Source organism: Streptomyces sp. WP-1, from assembly GCF_030450125.1.
Classification (GTDB): Bacteria; Actinomycetota; Actinomycetes; order Streptomycetales; family Streptomycetaceae; genus Streptomyces; species Streptomyces incarnatus.
On sequence record NZ_CP123923.1, the window covers coordinates 6,386,959 to 6,401,457 of the forward strand.

Annotated in this window: 14 protein-coding genes and 1 pseudogene; 9 read left to right on the forward strand and 6 right to left on the reverse strand. The window is 71.9% G+C overall.

Features of this window, described 5'->3' with window-relative positions; translation table 11 throughout:
• Positions 1–41 precede the first annotated feature (41 nt).
• A pseudogene (locus tag QHG49_RS28325) lies at positions 42–750 on the reverse strand (FAD:protein FMN transferase).
• A 32-nt stretch (positions 751–782) separates the two neighbouring features.
• Between QHG49_RS28325 and QHG49_RS28330 the strand changes: the two are divergent.
• Complete coding sequence (locus QHG49_RS28330; RefSeq protein ID WP_370530590.1) at positions 783–965, forward strand: sensor histidine kinase; 183 nt, start codon at positions 783–785, stop codon at positions 963–965.
• 53 nt (positions 966–1,018) lie between these two features.
• On the opposite strand, the gene QHG49_RS28335 is transcribed toward QHG49_RS28330, so the two are convergent.
• Positions 1,019–1,732, reverse strand: a complete 714-nt coding sequence (locus tag QHG49_RS28335; RefSeq protein WP_301491722.1) for a L,D-transpeptidase — start codon at positions 1,730–1,732, stop codon at positions 1,019–1,021.
• A 233-nt stretch (positions 1,733–1,965) separates the two neighbouring features.
• Between QHG49_RS28335 and QHG49_RS28340 the strand changes: the two genes are divergently transcribed.
• From QHG49_RS28340 to QHG49_RS28360, 5 genes are all read left to right on the forward strand, one after another.
• Entirely contained in the window at positions 1,966–3,168 is a 1,203-nt protein-coding gene (locus QHG49_RS28340; RefSeq protein WP_145483854.1) for an argininosuccinate synthase, read from the forward strand.
• Positions 3,169–3,284: 116 nt separating this feature from the next.
• Positions 3,285–4,712: an argininosuccinate lyase gene (gene argH, locus QHG49_RS28345; protein ID WP_301491723.1), complete on the forward strand. Its 1,428-nt coding sequence runs from the start codon at positions 3,285–3,287 to the stop codon at positions 4,710–4,712.
• Between the two features lie 196 nt (positions 4,713–4,908).
• Positions 4,909–5,880 carry an aldo/keto reductase gene (locus QHG49_RS28350; protein ID WP_301491724.1) on the forward strand — a complete coding sequence of 324 codons (972 nt, stop codon included), beginning with the start codon at positions 4,909–4,911 and terminating at the stop codon, positions 5,878–5,880.
• A 162-nt stretch (positions 5,881–6,042) separates the two neighbouring features.
• Positions 6,043–6,594 carry a TetR/AcrR family transcriptional regulator gene (locus QHG49_RS28355; protein WP_301491725.1) on the forward strand — a complete coding sequence of 184 codons (552 nt, stop codon included), beginning with the start codon at positions 6,043–6,045 and terminating at the stop codon, positions 6,592–6,594.
• Positions 6,591–8,114, forward strand: a complete 1,524-nt coding sequence (locus QHG49_RS28360) for an MFS transporter (RefSeq protein ID WP_159699777.1) — start codon at positions 6,591–6,593, stop codon at positions 8,112–8,114. Before QHG49_RS28355 ends, QHG49_RS28360 begins: the two co-directional genes overlap by 4 nt.
• Positions 8,115–8,136: 22 nt before the next feature.
• On the opposite strand, the gene QHG49_RS28365 is transcribed toward QHG49_RS28360, so the two are convergent.
• Both QHG49_RS28365 and QHG49_RS28370 read right to left on the reverse strand, forming a co-directional pair.
• Positions 8,137–9,804, reverse strand: a complete 1,668-nt coding sequence (locus QHG49_RS28365) for a multicopper oxidase family protein (RefSeq protein ID WP_159699774.1) — start codon at positions 9,802–9,804, stop codon at positions 8,137–8,139.
• Between the two features lie 147 nt (positions 9,805–9,951).
• Positions 9,952–10,581, reverse strand: a complete 630-nt coding sequence (locus QHG49_RS28370; RefSeq protein ID WP_145484128.1) for a 1-acyl-sn-glycerol-3-phosphate acyltransferase — start codon at positions 10,579–10,581, stop codon at positions 9,952–9,954.
• A 419-nt stretch (positions 10,582–11,000) separates the two neighbouring features.
• Between QHG49_RS28370 and QHG49_RS28375 the strand changes: the two genes are divergently transcribed.
• A complete protein-coding gene (locus QHG49_RS28375; RefSeq protein WP_301492948.1) occupies positions 11,001–12,182 on the forward strand; it encodes a glycerophosphodiester phosphodiesterase in 1,182 nt (393 codons plus the stop codon).
• 178 nt (positions 12,183–12,360) lie between these two features.
• Complete coding sequence (locus QHG49_RS28380) at positions 12,361–12,858, forward strand: GNAT family N-acetyltransferase (RefSeq protein ID WP_301492950.1); 498 nt, start codon at positions 12,361–12,363, stop codon at positions 12,856–12,858.
• Positions 12,859–12,928: 70 nt separating this feature from the next.
• Here QHG49_RS28380 and QHG49_RS28385 read toward each other — a convergent pair whose 3' ends face one another.
• Both QHG49_RS28385 and QHG49_RS28390 read right to left on the reverse strand, forming a co-directional pair.
• The gene (locus QHG49_RS28385) at positions 12,929–13,348 is read right to left on the reverse strand and encodes a hypothetical protein (protein ID WP_301491726.1); all 420 of its coding nucleotides are present in this window, start codon (positions 13,346–13,348) and stop codon (positions 12,929–12,931) included.
• Between the two features lie 2 nt (positions 13,349–13,350).
• Positions 13,351–13,710, reverse strand: a complete 360-nt coding sequence (locus tag QHG49_RS28390; RefSeq protein ID WP_145483871.1) for a hypothetical protein — start codon at positions 13,708–13,710, stop codon at positions 13,351–13,353.
• 70 nt (positions 13,711–13,780) lie between these two features.
• On the opposite strand from QHG49_RS28390, the gene QHG49_RS28395 reads away from it, so the two are divergent.
• Entirely contained in the window at positions 13,781–14,425 is a 645-nt protein-coding gene (locus QHG49_RS28395; protein WP_301491727.1) for an HAD-IA family hydrolase, read from the forward strand.
• Positions 14,426–14,499 lie beyond the last annotated feature (74 nt).

Consider the following 14,499-nt stretch of genomic DNA (forward strand, 5'->3'; position numbering starts at 1 on the left):
GATGGCTCCTCGGCGAAAAAATTTCCCTTTCAACCCCTTTTTCACGCTATGTACGCGGCCAGTCCCGTGGTGTGGAGCACCTCGCCGTCCGCCGTGAGCAGCAGTCCCTCGGCACCGGGCAGCGACTCCAGCCAGGCGAGGCCCGACCGCGACCCCCGCGCGAAAGCGGCCGTGGCCCAGCAGTCCGCCCAGGTCAGGCAGGGGGCCACCACGGTCGCCGCCACCAGATCGGTGACCGCGGGCCGCCCGGCGCGCGGGTCCACGACGTGTGCCCCCCGCTCGGCCGTGCCCGAGGTGGCGCCGGCCGGCTCACCCGCCCCCCGCCGTCGACACCACCGCGGTGAGCCCGCCCAGGAGCAGGGGATCCGCGACCCCCACCCGCCAGCGCCGCCCCGGCTCCGGCGCGCCCAGCGCCTGCATATCGCCGCCACCGTTGACGGCGACCCCGGTCACCCCGGCCGGCCGCCGCGCCGCCCGCTCCGCCGACCAGCCCTTGACGATGCCGGTGGGATCCGGCGCTCCTCGGTACCGCGCGCTGAACCACCCCTCGCTCACCCGCTCCGCCTCCGCCGCGAGCCCCAGCACCCGCGCGACCTCCGGCGGGCACCGCTCCACGGCCAGCTCACCCCGGGCCGGCCGCGACACCGCGCTGTCCGTGCGACAAGTGCTGAACACCGCGTCCACGCCGTGCAGTTGGGCCACCACCTCCCCGAGCGCCGCCCGCACGGCACGGCTCTCCCCGCCCCGCACATCGAAGAAGAAGCCCCGGCATACCCGAGGACCTGCGCTCCGCCGTCTTCGAACGCTTCGCCCGCGCCGGCCACCGCCGCCACGGCGACACCCCCGCCATGGGCGCGGGCCTCGGCCTGTCGATCGTCTCGGCGGTGGTGGAGGCACACGGCGGGACGGTGGAGGCCGAGAGCCGGCCGGGCTCCACGACGTTCCGGGTCACCTTGCCCGCCTGAAGGGGCGCGGGGCCGCGTCGATATGCGGCTCCGCCGCGCGGGCGCACGGCGCGTCAGTACCGGCTGAGCCCTGTGACCCCGCTCGACGTCCCCATGGCAATATGCGGCGCCGCCCCCGGCACCACCCACCGGAGAATCCGCCGCATGGCATCCCTCGGCACCGACACACAACCGGCCGTCGCCCCCGCCCCGTCGACATGCAGGAAGATCCCGGCCCCCCGCCCCCGCACCGGCCGGTGGTAGTTGAACCCCACGACGAGCGCGTACGCGTACTGCGTGCCGTACGCGCTCAGATGCTCCGCCTCCGAAGCCCGGCAGTCGCCCGGCAGCGGATCCGTCCAGCGGTTGTACGACGAGGACGCGTTGTCCTCGCACCACCAGGAACTCTCCTTCACCGCCCGGTAGGAGATCCCCGTCCCGGCCGGCGCCGCCTCGATGCCGAAGGCGAACGGAAGGTCGTACAACCCGGTCGGCGTCGTGTCCGACCCCTGCGTGCGCGCGTTCCCCTCGACCAGCCCCTTCGCCCCGAACCGCGCCGGCGCGGAACCGGCCTGGGTCCAGGTGCCGTCGCGCAGGTCCCACCAGGTGACCGTGCCCGTCGTGGACGACGTGTCCGGTGCCTGCGCGATGAGCAACTGGGTGCCGCCACCGGTGTCCGCGAGGCGCGCGGGCAGCGGAACCGGCACCGGCGCGCGCGGCGCGGGCGCGGCCCCGAGCAGGCCGAGCACGCAGACGGACAGGAGGCTGGCGACGACACCGGGGCGCATGCTCAGACGCTAGACGGAGGCGGCGGCCACGGCAGCCCGGGCGGTCCGTCCGGGCTGCCGGGCGATGGGCGATGAGCGATGTGCTTCTTCTCGGTGCAGCAGCCGCTCTGGGCGGCGTCGGCCGTCGCCGGACAACAGCGCGGTCGCGGCATCACTCGCAGGGGTGATTGACGAATCATGCGGCACACTGCATACTCATGCATATCAGCGAATGCACTGTGAGGAGAAACCCCGTGACCGAGCGCGTCGTACTCGCCTACTCAGGCGGTCTGGACACCTCCGTCGCCATCGGCTGGATCGCCGAGGAGACGGGCGCCGAGGTCATCGCCGTTGCGGTCGACGTCGGCCAGGGCGGCGAGGACCTGGACGTCATCCGCAAGCGCGCCCTCGCGTGCGGTGCGGTCGAGGCCGAGGTCGCCGACGCCAAGGACGAGTTCGCCGACGAGTACTGCCTCCCGGCGATCAAGGCCAACGCCCTGTACATGGACCGCTACCCGCTGGTCTCCGCCCTCTCCCGGCCGACGATCGTCAAGCACCTCGTCGCCGCCGCCCAGAAGCACGGCGCCACCACGGTCGCCCACGGCTGCACCGGCAAGGGCAACGACCAGGTCCGCTTCGAGGCCGGCATCGTCGCCCTCGCCCCCGACCTGAAGTGCATCGCCCCGGTCCGCGACTACGCGATGACCCGGGACAAGGCGATCGCCTTCTGCGAGGCCAAGCAGCTCCCGATCGCCACCACCAAGAAGTCCCCGTACTCCATCGACCAGAACGTCTTCGGACGCGCCGTCGAGACGGGCTTCCTGGAGGACATCTGGAACGCCCCGATCGAGGACATCTACGAGTACACCTCCAACCCGGCCACCGCGCGCGAGGCCGACGAGGTCGTCATCAGCTTCAAGCAGGGCGTCCCGGTCGCGATCGACGGCAGGCCCGTCACCGTCCTCCAGGCCATCCAGCAGCTCAACGAGCGCGCGGGCGGCCAGGGCATCGGCCGGATCGACATGGTCGAGGACCGCCTGGTCGGCATCAAGTCCCGCGAGGTCTACGAGGCCCCCGGCGCGATCGCCCTGATCACCGCCCACCAGGAGCTGGAGAACGTCACGGTCGAGCGCGAGCTGGCCCGCTACAAGCGCCAGGTCGAGCAGCGCTGGGGCGAGCTGGTCTACGACGGCCAGTGGTTCTCCCCGCTCAAGCGCGCCCTGGACGGCTTCATCGACGAGGCCAGCCAGCAGGTCAACGGCGACATCCGGATGACCCTGCACGGCGGCCGCGCGGTGGTCACCGGCCGGCGCTCCGAGTCGTCCCTGTACGACTTCAACCTCGCCACCTACGACACCGGCGACAGCTTCGACCAGGCGGCGGCCAAGGGCTTCATCGACATCTACAGCCTGTCGTCGAAGATCGCCGCGCGGCGTGATCTCACGGGCCAAGCCTGACGAGGACCCGGCCCGACCTCTCACAGGTCCGCCCGCACGCACCAGCCTGACAGCCGCCTCCTCACCTGCAAGGGTGAGGAGGCGGTCGCACAGACACACTTCCGAGGAGCAACGCAGTGAGCAGCAACAGCGGTGACGTACGGCTCTGGGGCGGCCGTTTCGCCGACGGTCCCGCCGAGGCCCTGGCGAAGCTGTCCGCGTCCGTCCACTTCGACTGGCGGCTCGCGCCCTACGACATCGCCGGCTCGCGCGCCCACGCCCGCGTGCTGCACAAGGCCGGACTCCTCACCGAGGACGAGCTGACCCGCATGATCGCCGGGCTCGACCGGCTGGAGGCGGACGTCGCCGACGGCTCCTTCACCGGCACCATCGCCGACGAGGACGTGCACACCGCCCTGGAGCGCGGCCTGCTGGAGCGCCTCGGCCCCGATCTCGGCGGCAAACTCCGCGCCGGCCGCTCCCGCAACGACCAGGTGGCCACCCTCTTCCGGATGTACCTCAGGGACCACGCCCGGATCATCGGCGGCCTGATCGCCGACCTCCAGGACGCCCTGATCGGCCTGGCCGAGGCCCACCCGGACGTGGCGATGCCCGGCCGCACCCACCTCCAGCACGCCCAGCCGGTGCTCTTCGCCCACCATGTCCTCGCCCATGTCCAGTCCCTGTCCCGGGACGCGGAGCGGCTGCGCCAGTGGGACACGCGCACGGCGGTGTCGCCGTACGGCTCGGGCGCCCTCGCGGGCTCCTCGCTCGGCCTGGACCCGGAGGCGGTGGCCGCGGACCTCGGCTTCGAGCACGGCAGCGTCGCCAACTCCATCGACGGCACGGCCTCCCGGGACTTCGTCGCGGAGTTCGCCTTCATCACCGCGATGATCGGTGTGAACCTCTCCCGGATCGCCGAGGAGATCATCATCTGGAACACGAAGGAGTTCTCCTTCGTCACCCTCCACGACGCGTTCTCCACCGGCTCCTCGATCATGCCGCAGAAGAAGAACCCGGACATCGCGGAGCTGGCCCGGGGCAAGTCCGGCCGCCTGATCGGCAATCTGACCGGTCTGCTGGCCACGCTCAAGGCGCTGCCCCTCGCCTACAACCGCGACATCCAGGAGGACAAGGAGCCGGTCTTCGACTCCTGCGACCAACTGGAGATCCTGCTGCCCGCCTTCACCGGCATGATGGCGACCCTCACCGTCCACCGGGAGCGCATGGCGGAACTGGCCCCGGCCGGTTTCTCCCTCGCGACCGACATCGCCGAGTGGCTGGTCCGCCAGGGCGTCCCGTTCCGGGTGGCGCACGAGGTCGCGGGGGAGTGCGTCAAGGCCGCCGAGGCCGAGGGCAAGGAGCTGGACGAGCTGACGGACGAGCAGTTCGCCAAGATCTCCGCCCACCTCACCCCCGAGGTGCGCACCGTCCTGAACGTGCCCGGCGCCCTGGCCTCCCGCAACGGCCGCGGCGGCACCGCCCCGAGCGCGGTCGCGGTACAGCTGGCCGAGGTGAAGACGGACGTGGCGGCACAGCACGCATGGGCGGCGGCCAAGAAGTGACGGTGCGGTAGGCGCCCCGGAAAGGGGCGCGGGGCCGTGCCGACCTGCGGTTGCCGCCGCGTGGACGCGAGCGACCACGCCCCACCCGCACGGGCGCAACCACCGCACGAGCCAGGCGCTCTTGGGCGGAGCCCCCCGCGGGTTACGTTGGTCGCGAACCGGAACCGAACCGGAACCGACCGAACCGGAGCCCGCGATGCCCTTCGCCCGTCTCGCCACCGCGACCACGCCGACCTGCCACATCGGCCTCGGTCTCGCCGCCGTCGGCCGCCCCGGCTACATCAACCTCGGCCGGGACGGCGACCTCGGCGCCGACCGCAGCGTCGACGCCCTGCGCACCCGCACCCATGAACTCCTCGACGCGGCCTACGCGCAGGGCGTCCGCTACATCGACGTCGCCCGCTCCTACGGCCGTTCGGAGGAGTTCCTCGCCCAGTGGCTGGCGGCCAACCCCGGCATCGACGACGTGGTCATCGGCAGCAAGTGGGGCTACACCTACACCGCCGACTGGTCCACCGACGCCGAGCGGCACGAGGTCAAGGACCACTCCCCGGCGACGTACGAGCGTCAGCGCGCCGAGTCCGACGCCCTGCTCGGCGACCGGCTCGACCTCTACCAGATCCACTCGCTCACCCCGGACAGCCCCGCCCTCACCGACAAGGAACTCCACGCGAGGCTCGCGGAGGCCGCCGCCGGGGGCCTGACCATCGGCTTCTCCACCAGCGGACCCCGGCAGGCGGACACCGTACGCGCCGCCCTCGCGGTGACGGTCGACGGTGAGCCCCTCTTCCGTACCGTGCAGTCGACGTACAACGTCCTGGAGCACTCGGCCGGCGCCGCCCTCGCCGAGGCCCATGACGCCGGGCTGACCGTGATCGTCAAGGAGGGCATGGCCAACGGCCGGCTCGCCGAGCCGAACGCCCCCGGGGCCCTGAAGTCGATCGCCGCCGAGGAGGGACTCGGCTGCGACGCCGTCGCCCTCGCCTGGATCCTGCGCCGGCCCTGGGCGGGTGTCGTCCTCTCCGGCGCCGCGACCCTCACCCAGCTCTCCTCCAATCTGCACGCCCCCGCCGTCGACCTGGACGCGGACCGGATGACCCGCCTCGCCACGCTCACGGAGGAGCCCCGCGTGTACTGGGAGCGGCGCGGACAGCTGCCCTGGCACTGACCGGGCGCCCCCATCGACCGGGCGCCCCCATCGACCGGGCACCCCCGTCGACCGGACACCCCCACTGATCGAAAAGCTCCGCTGACCCCCGCTGACCAGCGGCGATGAGCCATGTACGCCCACTGTGAGACATTCGTGTCTCATGTGGGTTACCCTTGTCTCATGGCCCTGGATCGAGACCATGTGCTGCGCAGCGCCGCCGCCCTGCTGACCCGTAAATCCACCGCGACCATGGACGAGGTCGCCAAGGCCGCCGGGATCAGCCGGGCGACGCTGCACCGGCACTTCGCCGGACGCGACGCGCTCGTCCGGGCGCTGGAGGCGCTCGGCATCGCCGAGTGCGAGGCGGCGCTGGACCGGGCCCGCCCGGAGGAGGGGACCGCGACCGACGCCGTACGCCGGCTGGTCCGCGAGATCCAGCCGGCCGCGGGACTGCTCGCCTTCCTGTACGGCGAGAGCCAGCTGTGGGAGGGCGAGCGGCAGAACGACGGCTGGCAGCGGCTCGACGGCCGGATCGGCGCCCTGTTCCAGCGCGGACAGCAGGACGGCGAGTTCCGCATCGACCTGACACCCGTCTGGCTCACCGAGGCGCTGTACGGCCTGACCGCCTCCTGCGCCTGGGCCACCCTGGACGGCCGCGTGGCCGCCCGCGACTTCCCGACCATGGTCGCCGAACTCCTGCTCGGCGGCGCTCTACGGAGAGAGGAATCATGACCAGCACAGTGCAGCCCGCCAGGACGGCGCAGCCCCCGGCGCGTCCGGGCCGCTGGCTCGCGCTCTGCGTCCTGGTCCTGGCCGTGCTGCTGGTGGCCGTCGACGCCACCGTGCTCGGCCTGGCGACCCCCTACATCAGCGAGGACCTGCACCCCTCCGGCACCCAGCTGCTGTGGATCGGTGACGTCTACTCCTTCGTCATCGCCGGTCTGCTGGTCTCCATGGGCAGCCTCGGCGACCGCATCGGCCGCAAGCGGATCCTGCTCTGCGGCGCCACTGCGTTCGGCGCGATATCCGTGCTCAACGCCTATGCCACGACACCCGAGCTGATGATCCTGGCGCGGGCGCTGCTCGGTGTCGCGGGCGCGACCCTGATGCCCGCCACCCTCGCCCTGATCCGCAACCTCTTCCACGACCCGCGCGAGCGCAGCCTCGCCGTCGGCATCTGGGGCGCGACGGCCTCGGCCGGTACGGCGGTCGGTCCCATCGTCGGCGGCTTCCTGCTGGAGCACTTCTGGTGGGGCTCGGTCTTCCTGATCAACCTGCCGGTGATGGCGGTCCTCGTCCTGGTCGGCCTCCGCACCCTGCCCGAGTCCCGTAACCCGCACCCGGGCCCCTGGGACCTGGCCAGCGTGCTGCTCTCGCTCGTCGGCATGATCGGCGTGGTCTACGCCGTCAAGGAGGCGGCCACCCACGGCTTCTCCTGGCTGACGCTCGCCGCGGGCCTGCTGGGCGCGGGCGCGCTGTACGGCTTCGTGCGCCGCCAGCTGACCATGCCGGCCCCGCTGCTGGACATGCGGCTGTTCCGGCACCGCGGCTTCAGCGGCGCGGTGCTCGCCGACCTGCTGACCGTGCTCGGCATGTCCGGGCTGGTCTTCTTCCTCTCCCAGTACCTCCAACTCGTCCAGGACAGGCGCCCGTTCGAGGCGGGTCTCGCCGAACTGCCCGCCGCCGTCGGCGCGGTGGCGGCCGGACTGGCCGCGGGCAGCGCCGCCCGGCGCTTCTCGGTCCGCTCGGTGGTCTCGGCCGGCCTCGCCGCCGTCGGCCTGTCCCTGGCCGTACTGACCTGCCTCGGCCGGTCCACGGGCTACCCGGTGCTCGGCGCCGCCCTGCTGGTGGTGGGCGTCGGCGCGGGCCTGTCCTTCACGGTCACCGCCGACGTCATCCTCTCCAGCGTCCCCAAGGAGCAGGCGGGCGCGGCCTCCGCGGTCTCCGAGACGGCCTACGAGCTGGGTGCCGCCCTGGGCATCGCCCTCCTCGGCTCCATCGTGACCGCCGTCTACAGCGGCTTCCAGGGCCCGGCCGGCACCCCGCCGGGCGCCCACGAGTCGCTGGGCGCGGCCGTGGAGGCGTCGGCCCAGCTGCCGCCGCGGACCGCCGAGTCCCTCCTGGACGCGGCCCGGGACGCCTTCGTCCACGGCCTCCACCTGGCCTCGGGCGCGGGTGCGGCGGTCCTGCTGGGCACGGCGGTCGCGGCGTGGTTCCTGCTGAAGGGGCAGCGGCTGGAGAACGCCGGGTGAGCGCGTCCCACCCGGCGGCCCCTCACCGCTTGTAGCCGAGCACCGTCATCATCCCGCTCTCCGAGTGGTACTGGTTGTGGCAGTGCACCATCCACAGCCCGGGGTTGTCCGCGTCGAACTCCACCACGAGCTTGCGGTGCGGCAGCACCATCGCGGTGTCCTTGCGCGCTCCCACCGCGTCCAGTCCCGTCATCGCGAAGGTGTGCCCGTGCAGATGCATGGGGTGCCACATGTCCGTCGCGTTGATGAGGGTGAGCCGTACCCGCTCCCCGGCGTGGATCTCGTGCCGCTGGCGGACGTCGTACGGCTTGTGGTCGAAGCCCCAGTCGAACTTCTGCATGCTGCCGGTGATCTTGATGCGCATCTGGCGGTCCGGCTGCCGCTCGGGCAGGGCCACCGAGTCGGCCGGCACCAGCCGCCGCGCGGGCACGCACTCGCCGTCCAGCTCGTCGGGGCGGACATCCGGCGCGGGAAGGTTCTTCCCCTTGTCGGTGCGCAGGACGGCGAGCGCGCTGCCCTTCTTGCCCTCGGCGAGCGCGACGAGCGGGAAGCAGCCGTCCTTGGCGGTCACCAGCACGTCGTACCGCTCGGACATCCCGATGAGCAGGGCGTCGGTGTCCTTGTGCCGCACGGGGTAGCCGTCGGTGTGCGTGACCGTCATGGTGTGGCCGCCGAGCGAGACCCGGAAGGCCGTCTCCGAGCCCGCGTTGACGAAGCGCACCCGGATGCGGTCGCCGGGACGGCAGCGGAACTCCTGGGGCCGGTGCGGCAGCCGCCCGTTGGCGAGGTAGTACGGGTAGGCGACGCTGCCGCCGTCGCCGTCCAGCATCCGGCTGTGCGAGTCGTGCAGCACCCGGTTCGGACCGCCCCCGGCCTTCGCGGGCGGTGACGACTTCGCCCCGGCCGATCCGCTCGGACGCGGGGAGGGGCTCCCGCTCGCGTGCGGGTGCTCCGGGCCCATGCCCATGCCGGCCATCCCGGAGCCGCCCGGCTTGAGCTGTTCGAGCACGCCCTCGGGGGTGGAGCCGTCCACGCCGTCGAGCCAGTCGTCCAGGACGACGACCCACTCCTTGTCGTAGCCGAGCGTCTCCTTGGGATCGTCCACGACCAGCGGCGCGTACAGGGCGCGGTCGGGCTGCATCCCGACGTGGGAGTGGAGCAGATACGTGCCGGGGTGTTTCACGGTGAACCGGTAGCGGAAGTCCGTGCCCGCCGGGATCGGGCGCTGCGTCAGATCCGGGACGCCGTCCATGTCGCAGCGCAGCCGCACCCCGTGGGAGTGCAGGGTGGTGGTGGTCGGCAGCCGGTTGGCGAGCGTCAGATCCAGGACGTCGCCCGCGGTCACCCGGACCAGCGGCCCCGGCACGGTGTCGTCGTACGCCCAGGTGCGCACCGAGCGCCCGCCCAGGTCGAGCTTGGTCTCCGCGGCGGTGAACCGGTACGTGCGCACGCGCCCCGCCCCGCGCTTCCGCTCGGTGGCGAGCACCTCCGGGTCCGACGGGTTGACGTACCCCTTGGGCCCCGCCGGTACGAAGTTCCCCTCAAGCGCCGCCCCGAGGGGCCCGGTGTCCGGGTGGTGCGGACCGGAGCGGGTCCCGGGCCCCGAACCGGAGCCGCAGGCCGCCAGGAATCCCGCGCCGACGGCTGCGATCGGGACACGGAGGAGGGTTCGCCGCGAAGGTGTATCCATGTCTGCATCAGACATGTTCGGTGGATCATGCGCTCGGGGGCGTAGGCCGAATGACCCCGCCCCAGGGCAGATTCACACCGGCAGACGGACGAACGCGGGCCGCCCCGGTACAACCGGAACGGCCCGCGGCCATCTGCTGCGCCGGACTCAGGCGGCCTTCGCCTTGGTGGCGTACATGTCGACGTACTCCTGCCCGGACAGCCGCATGACCTCGGTCATCACGGAGTCGGTGACGGCGCGCAGCACATAGCGGTCGCGGTCCATGCCGTCGTAGCGGGAGAACTCCATCGCCGGGCCGAACCGGACGGTGACCTTGCCGGGCCGCGGGATGCCGTTGCCACCGGGCTGGAGCTTGTCGGTGCCGATCATCGCGAACGGCACCACCGGCGCGCCGGTCATCAGGGTCAGCCGGGCGATGCCCGTACGACCCCGGTACAGGCGGCCGTCGGGGGAGCGGGTGCCCTCCGGGTAGATCCCGAAGACCTTGCCCTCCTCCAGGACCCGGCGCCCCGTCATCAGCGCCGCCACACCGCCGTTCGCGCCGTCCCGGTCCACCGGGATCATGCCGACCCCGGTGAAGAACCACGCCATCAGCCGGCCCTTGAAGCCCTTGCCGGTGACGTACTCGTCCTTGCCGATGAAGAGCACCTGACGCTTCGTGACGACCGGAAGCACGATCGAGTCGATGAAGGTGAGATGGTTTCCGGCCAGAATCACCGGACCGTCCCCCGGGATGTTCTCCGCGCCTTCCACCTGTGGGCGGAACATCAGGCGCATGATCGGGCCGAGCACTGCCTTGATGAGGCGGAAGCGGGACAACGGGTCCTCCGATGTCAGGGGGCGATATGAATCTGTGCGGTTGGGTCTGTGCAGGTGAGGACATTACTCGCGGCTCCGCCGCGAACGCACATCGGGGACGGGCGGTTCACCGAGGTCTTACGAAGTGTTGACATGGGTTTACCTGCGGTGACGCCCGGCGGACGGCGTGTAACGCCCTTGTGCCGATGTGACGGACATCGCTCGTCCCGTCCCCGTACGCGACACCCCGTCACCTGCCCGCACACAGGGGCCATACGCCCGCACCCGCGAGTTCGACGCGAAGCCGCCCTGCTGTCATACGCGCCCCCCTACGATCTCCCGGACTGATGAACATCGGACTGATGAGCGACGAAGACAGAAGACGGCAGGAGGCCGCCATGGGAACCGAGCGTACGCACGAGACGCAGCCACAGACGCAGGTCACGGGACGGCGGGCGCTCCTCGGCGCCGCGATGCTGGGCGCGGGCGGCGCGGTCCTCGGGCTGTCCGGCACCGCCCGGGCCGCCGAGGCCCCGGCGGCGAAGCGCACCGCGCGCGGGCTCAAGGGACTGCCGGTGCCGACCATCGTCGGCCACCGCGGCGCCAGCGGCTACCGCCCCGAGCACACCTTCGGCTCCTACGAGCTGGCCCTCGACCTCGGCGCCGACATCGTGGAGGCCGGCGACCTGTGCCCCACCAAGGACGGCCATCTGGTGTGCCGGCACGAACCGGAGATCGGCGGCACCACCGATGTCGCGGACCACCCCGAGTTCGCCGGCCGCAAGACCACCAAGGTGCTCGACGGCGTCGCCACCACCGGCTGGTTCACCGAGGACTTCACCCTCGCCGAGCTGAAGACGCTGCGCGCGATCGAGCGGATCCCGGACAACCGGCCGCACAACAAGCTCTACAACGGCCGCTGGGAGATCCCCACCTTCGAGGAAGTCCTGAAGTGGCAGGACGAGCAGACCCGCAAGCGCGGCAAGCAGGTCTGGATCTACCCCGAGACCAAGCACCCCACCTACTTCCGCAAGCTGGGCCTCGCCCTGGAGGAGCGGGTGGCCAAGCTGCTGCGCAGGCACGGCAAGGACACCCGCAACTCCCCGGTGGTCATCCAGTCGTTCGAGCCCACCAGCATCCAGAGGCTGAACCAGCTGGTCGACAACCCGCTCGTGGTGCTGCTGTCCACGGCCGACAGCCGCCCCTGGGACTTCGCGGAGGCGGGCGACCCGCGCACGGTCGCCGACCTGATCACCCCCAAGGGCCTGCGGGAGATCGCCGGTTACGCCCAGGGCATCGGCCCGACCCTGGACCTGGTCATCCCCAAGAAGGCGGACGGCTCCCTCGCCGAGCCCTCCACCCTGGTCTCCGACGCGCACCGGGTCGGCCTGATCCTGCACCCCTACACGATGCGCAACGAGAACCCCTTCCTGCCCACGGAGTTCCGCAAGGGCGGCGCGGCCGACGGCTACGGCGACCCCTTCGGCGCCTTCAAGGCGTACTTCGCGACCGGCATCGACGGCGTCTTCACCGACAACGCCGACACCGGCGTCCTGGCCCGCGCCGACTTCCTGGCCTGACCCGCACGCCCCCGCCGACGCCCCCGCGATCTCCCGGAAGGCCCCGGTCCGCCGGGAGAACGGGGGGAGTTGGCTATGTCACAGGGCGTCCCCGCGCGACGAAGGTTGCTTCCCGCCGGGCGCGGGGATAGGAGTGTGGGGGACGACAGGTGATCAGGTGAGCGGGAGGCATGCGCACATGGGCATGAGCGTGACCATCTCGGTGGCGACCGAGGAGGACGCGGAGGACATCTTCCGCCTCCAGTACCTGTGCTTCCAGAGCGAGGCGCGGCTGTACGGCAACTACCGCATCGACCCGCTCGTCGAGACCCTCGACGCCGTCCGCCGCGAGATCGGCGTCGACTGCGTCTTCGTCGCCCGGCTCGGCGACGAGGTGATCGGCGCCGTCCGCGGCAGGATCGGCGAGGACGGCTCGGCCGCCATCGTCCGCCTCTGCGTCCACCCCCGCCTCCAGGGCCACGGCATCGGCGCCCGCCTGCTGCGCGCCGCCGAGGCCGACCTGGCCGGTGAGCGCGGCGCCACCCTCTTCCGCCTCCAGACCGGCCACCGCAGCGAGGGCAACCTCCGCCTGTACCGCCGCGTCGGCTACGAGCCGGTGGGCAGGTCGAAGGGAACGGACGGGGTGGACCTGATCGTGCTGGAGAAGCCCGCGGCCACTTATGTAGCCACGGCGTGATCAACGCGCCCCGAAGGAGCGCGGGGAACCGCGCGATCAACCACAGCGGACGGTGAGCCGCCGACTGACCTCAACCAGCCCGCTGCGACCGCGCCTTCCGCAGCCAGTACATCGCGGAGACGGGCAGCAGCACGGGAATGAACACGTACCCCATCCCGTAGTCGGACCACACGGTGGAGTCGGGGAACGCCGAGGGGTCGACCACCGTCCACGTCCCCACGAGCAGCACACCGGCCAACTCGACCCCGCAGCACAGCAGCGCCGCCCGCCGGGCCACGTCCCCGCCCCGCACCAGGGTGTACGTGATGAACGCGTAGATCAGCCCGGCGACCGCGGACAGCGTGTACGCCAGCGGCGCCCGCCCGAAGTCCGTCGCGATCTGGTAGACGGAACGCGACACCGCGCCGACGACCATCACGCCGTAGAACCACACGAGCAGCATTCCCGGCCCGCTGATCAACCGGGCCGGCTTCTCCTCGACCGTCGTCATCCTCAGCCTCCCCAGATGTCAAAGAGCCGGACCTGAAGCACGGCCAGCACCACGCCGCCCGCCGCGGCCGTCACCGAACCCCACCGGGTCCGCTCGGCCAGCGACATGAAGCCCGCGGCCGGCACACACGCGAACGCGCCCAGCAGATACGCCACGAAGATCGCGGTGCCCTGTTCCGGCTTCTCGCCCCGCGCCAGCTGCACGATCCCGATCACCAGCTGGATGACGGCCAGCAGCGACACCACGGCCATGCCGATGAAGTGCCAGTCCTTCGTCGGCTGGTCACGATAGGCGGCCCAGCCGCACCACGCGGCGAGCAGCAGCGCGGCGACCCCGGTCACCAGCGTCAGGACAGTGAGCATGCGGTCGACCTTATTACGGCGGAATCGGGGCAACGCCGCCGACCCCGCCGTACGCCGTAGGGTCGGGACCATGACGATCCACGCGCACGCTCTCCTGTTCGACAACGACGGCACCCTGGTCTCCTCCTACGACTCCGTCGTGCGCTGCTGGACCCTCTGGGCCCATGAGTACGGGGTCACGGCCGAGCAGTTCGCACAGGTCGAGCTGCACGGCCGTACCGCGGCGGAGATAGTCGCCGACCTGCTGCCCGCCCACCGGGTGCCGGAGGCCGTCGCCCGGGTCGAGCGGCTGGAGGTGGCGGACGTCTCCGGCGTACGGCTGCTGCCCGGCACCCGGGAGTTCCTTAACTCCCTGCCCGCCGACCGCTGGGCCGTGGTCACCTCCGCCACCCACCGGCTCGCCGAGGCCCGCCTCACGGCCGTGGGCGTCACCCCGAAGTGCCTGGTCAGCGCCGACGACGTCACCCGCGGCAAGCCCGACCCGGAGCCCTATCTGCTGGCCGCCCGGCAGCTCGGCGCGGACCCGGCCGACTGCGTGGTCTTCGAGGACGCCCCCGCCGGACTGCGCGCGGCCCGCGCGGCCGGCATGCGGACCGTGGCGTTGGCCACAACCCACCGCGCCGAGGAACTCGACGCCGACCTCGTCGTGGACGACCTCGCGGCCCTGCGCGCACTGGTCACCGACGGGGGAGTGGCGATCTCCGTCCGCGACTGAGCCCGCCCCGAGGTGTCCGCCGTTGTCCACTATGCGGACAGCGGCCACCGCTCCCCGGCGGGCTTCTGCTTTAC

What these genes read in the sequence shown, in the direction of transcription:
- QHG49_RS28335 (WP_301491722.1), bottom strand. Translation starts at nt 1,732, where the DNA reads ATGCGCCCCGGTGTCGTCGCCAGCCTCCTGTCCGTCTGCGTGCTCGGC.
- QHG49_RS28350 (WP_301491724.1), top strand. Translation starts at nt 4,909, where the DNA reads ATGCCCTTCGCCCGTCTCGCCACCGCGACCACGCCGACCTGCCACATC.
- QHG49_RS28355 (WP_301491725.1), top strand. Translation starts at nt 6,043, where the DNA reads ATGGCCCTGGATCGAGACCATGTGCTGCGCAGCGCCGCCGCCCTGCTG.
- QHG49_RS28360 (WP_159699777.1), top strand. Translation starts at nt 6,591, where the DNA reads ATGACCAGCACAGTGCAGCCCGCCAGGACGGCGCAGCCCCCGGCGCGT.
- QHG49_RS28365 (WP_159699774.1), bottom strand. Translation starts at nt 9,804, where the DNA reads ATGGATACACCTTCGCGGCGAACCCTCCTCCGTGTCCCGATCGCAGCC.
- QHG49_RS28370 (WP_145484128.1), bottom strand. Translation starts at nt 10,581, where the DNA reads ATGCGCCTGATGTTCCGCCCACAGGTGGAAGGCGCGGAGAACATCCCG.
- QHG49_RS28375 (WP_301492948.1), top strand. Translation starts at nt 11,001, where the DNA reads ATGGGAACCGAGCGTACGCACGAGACGCAGCCACAGACGCAGGTCACG.
- QHG49_RS28380 (WP_301492950.1), top strand. Translation starts at nt 12,361, where the DNA reads ATGGGCATGAGCGTGACCATCTCGGTGGCGACCGAGGAGGACGCGGAG.
- QHG49_RS28385 (WP_301491726.1), bottom strand. Translation starts at nt 13,348, where the DNA reads ATGACGACGGTCGAGGAGAAGCCGGCCCGGTTGATCAGCGGGCCGGGA.
- QHG49_RS28390 (WP_145483871.1), bottom strand. Translation starts at nt 13,710, where the DNA reads ATGCTCACTGTCCTGACGCTGGTGACCGGGGTCGCCGCGCTGCTGCTC.
- QHG49_RS28395 (WP_301491727.1), top strand. Translation starts at nt 13,781, where the DNA reads ATGACGATCCACGCGCACGCTCTCCTGTTCGACAACGACGGCACCCTG.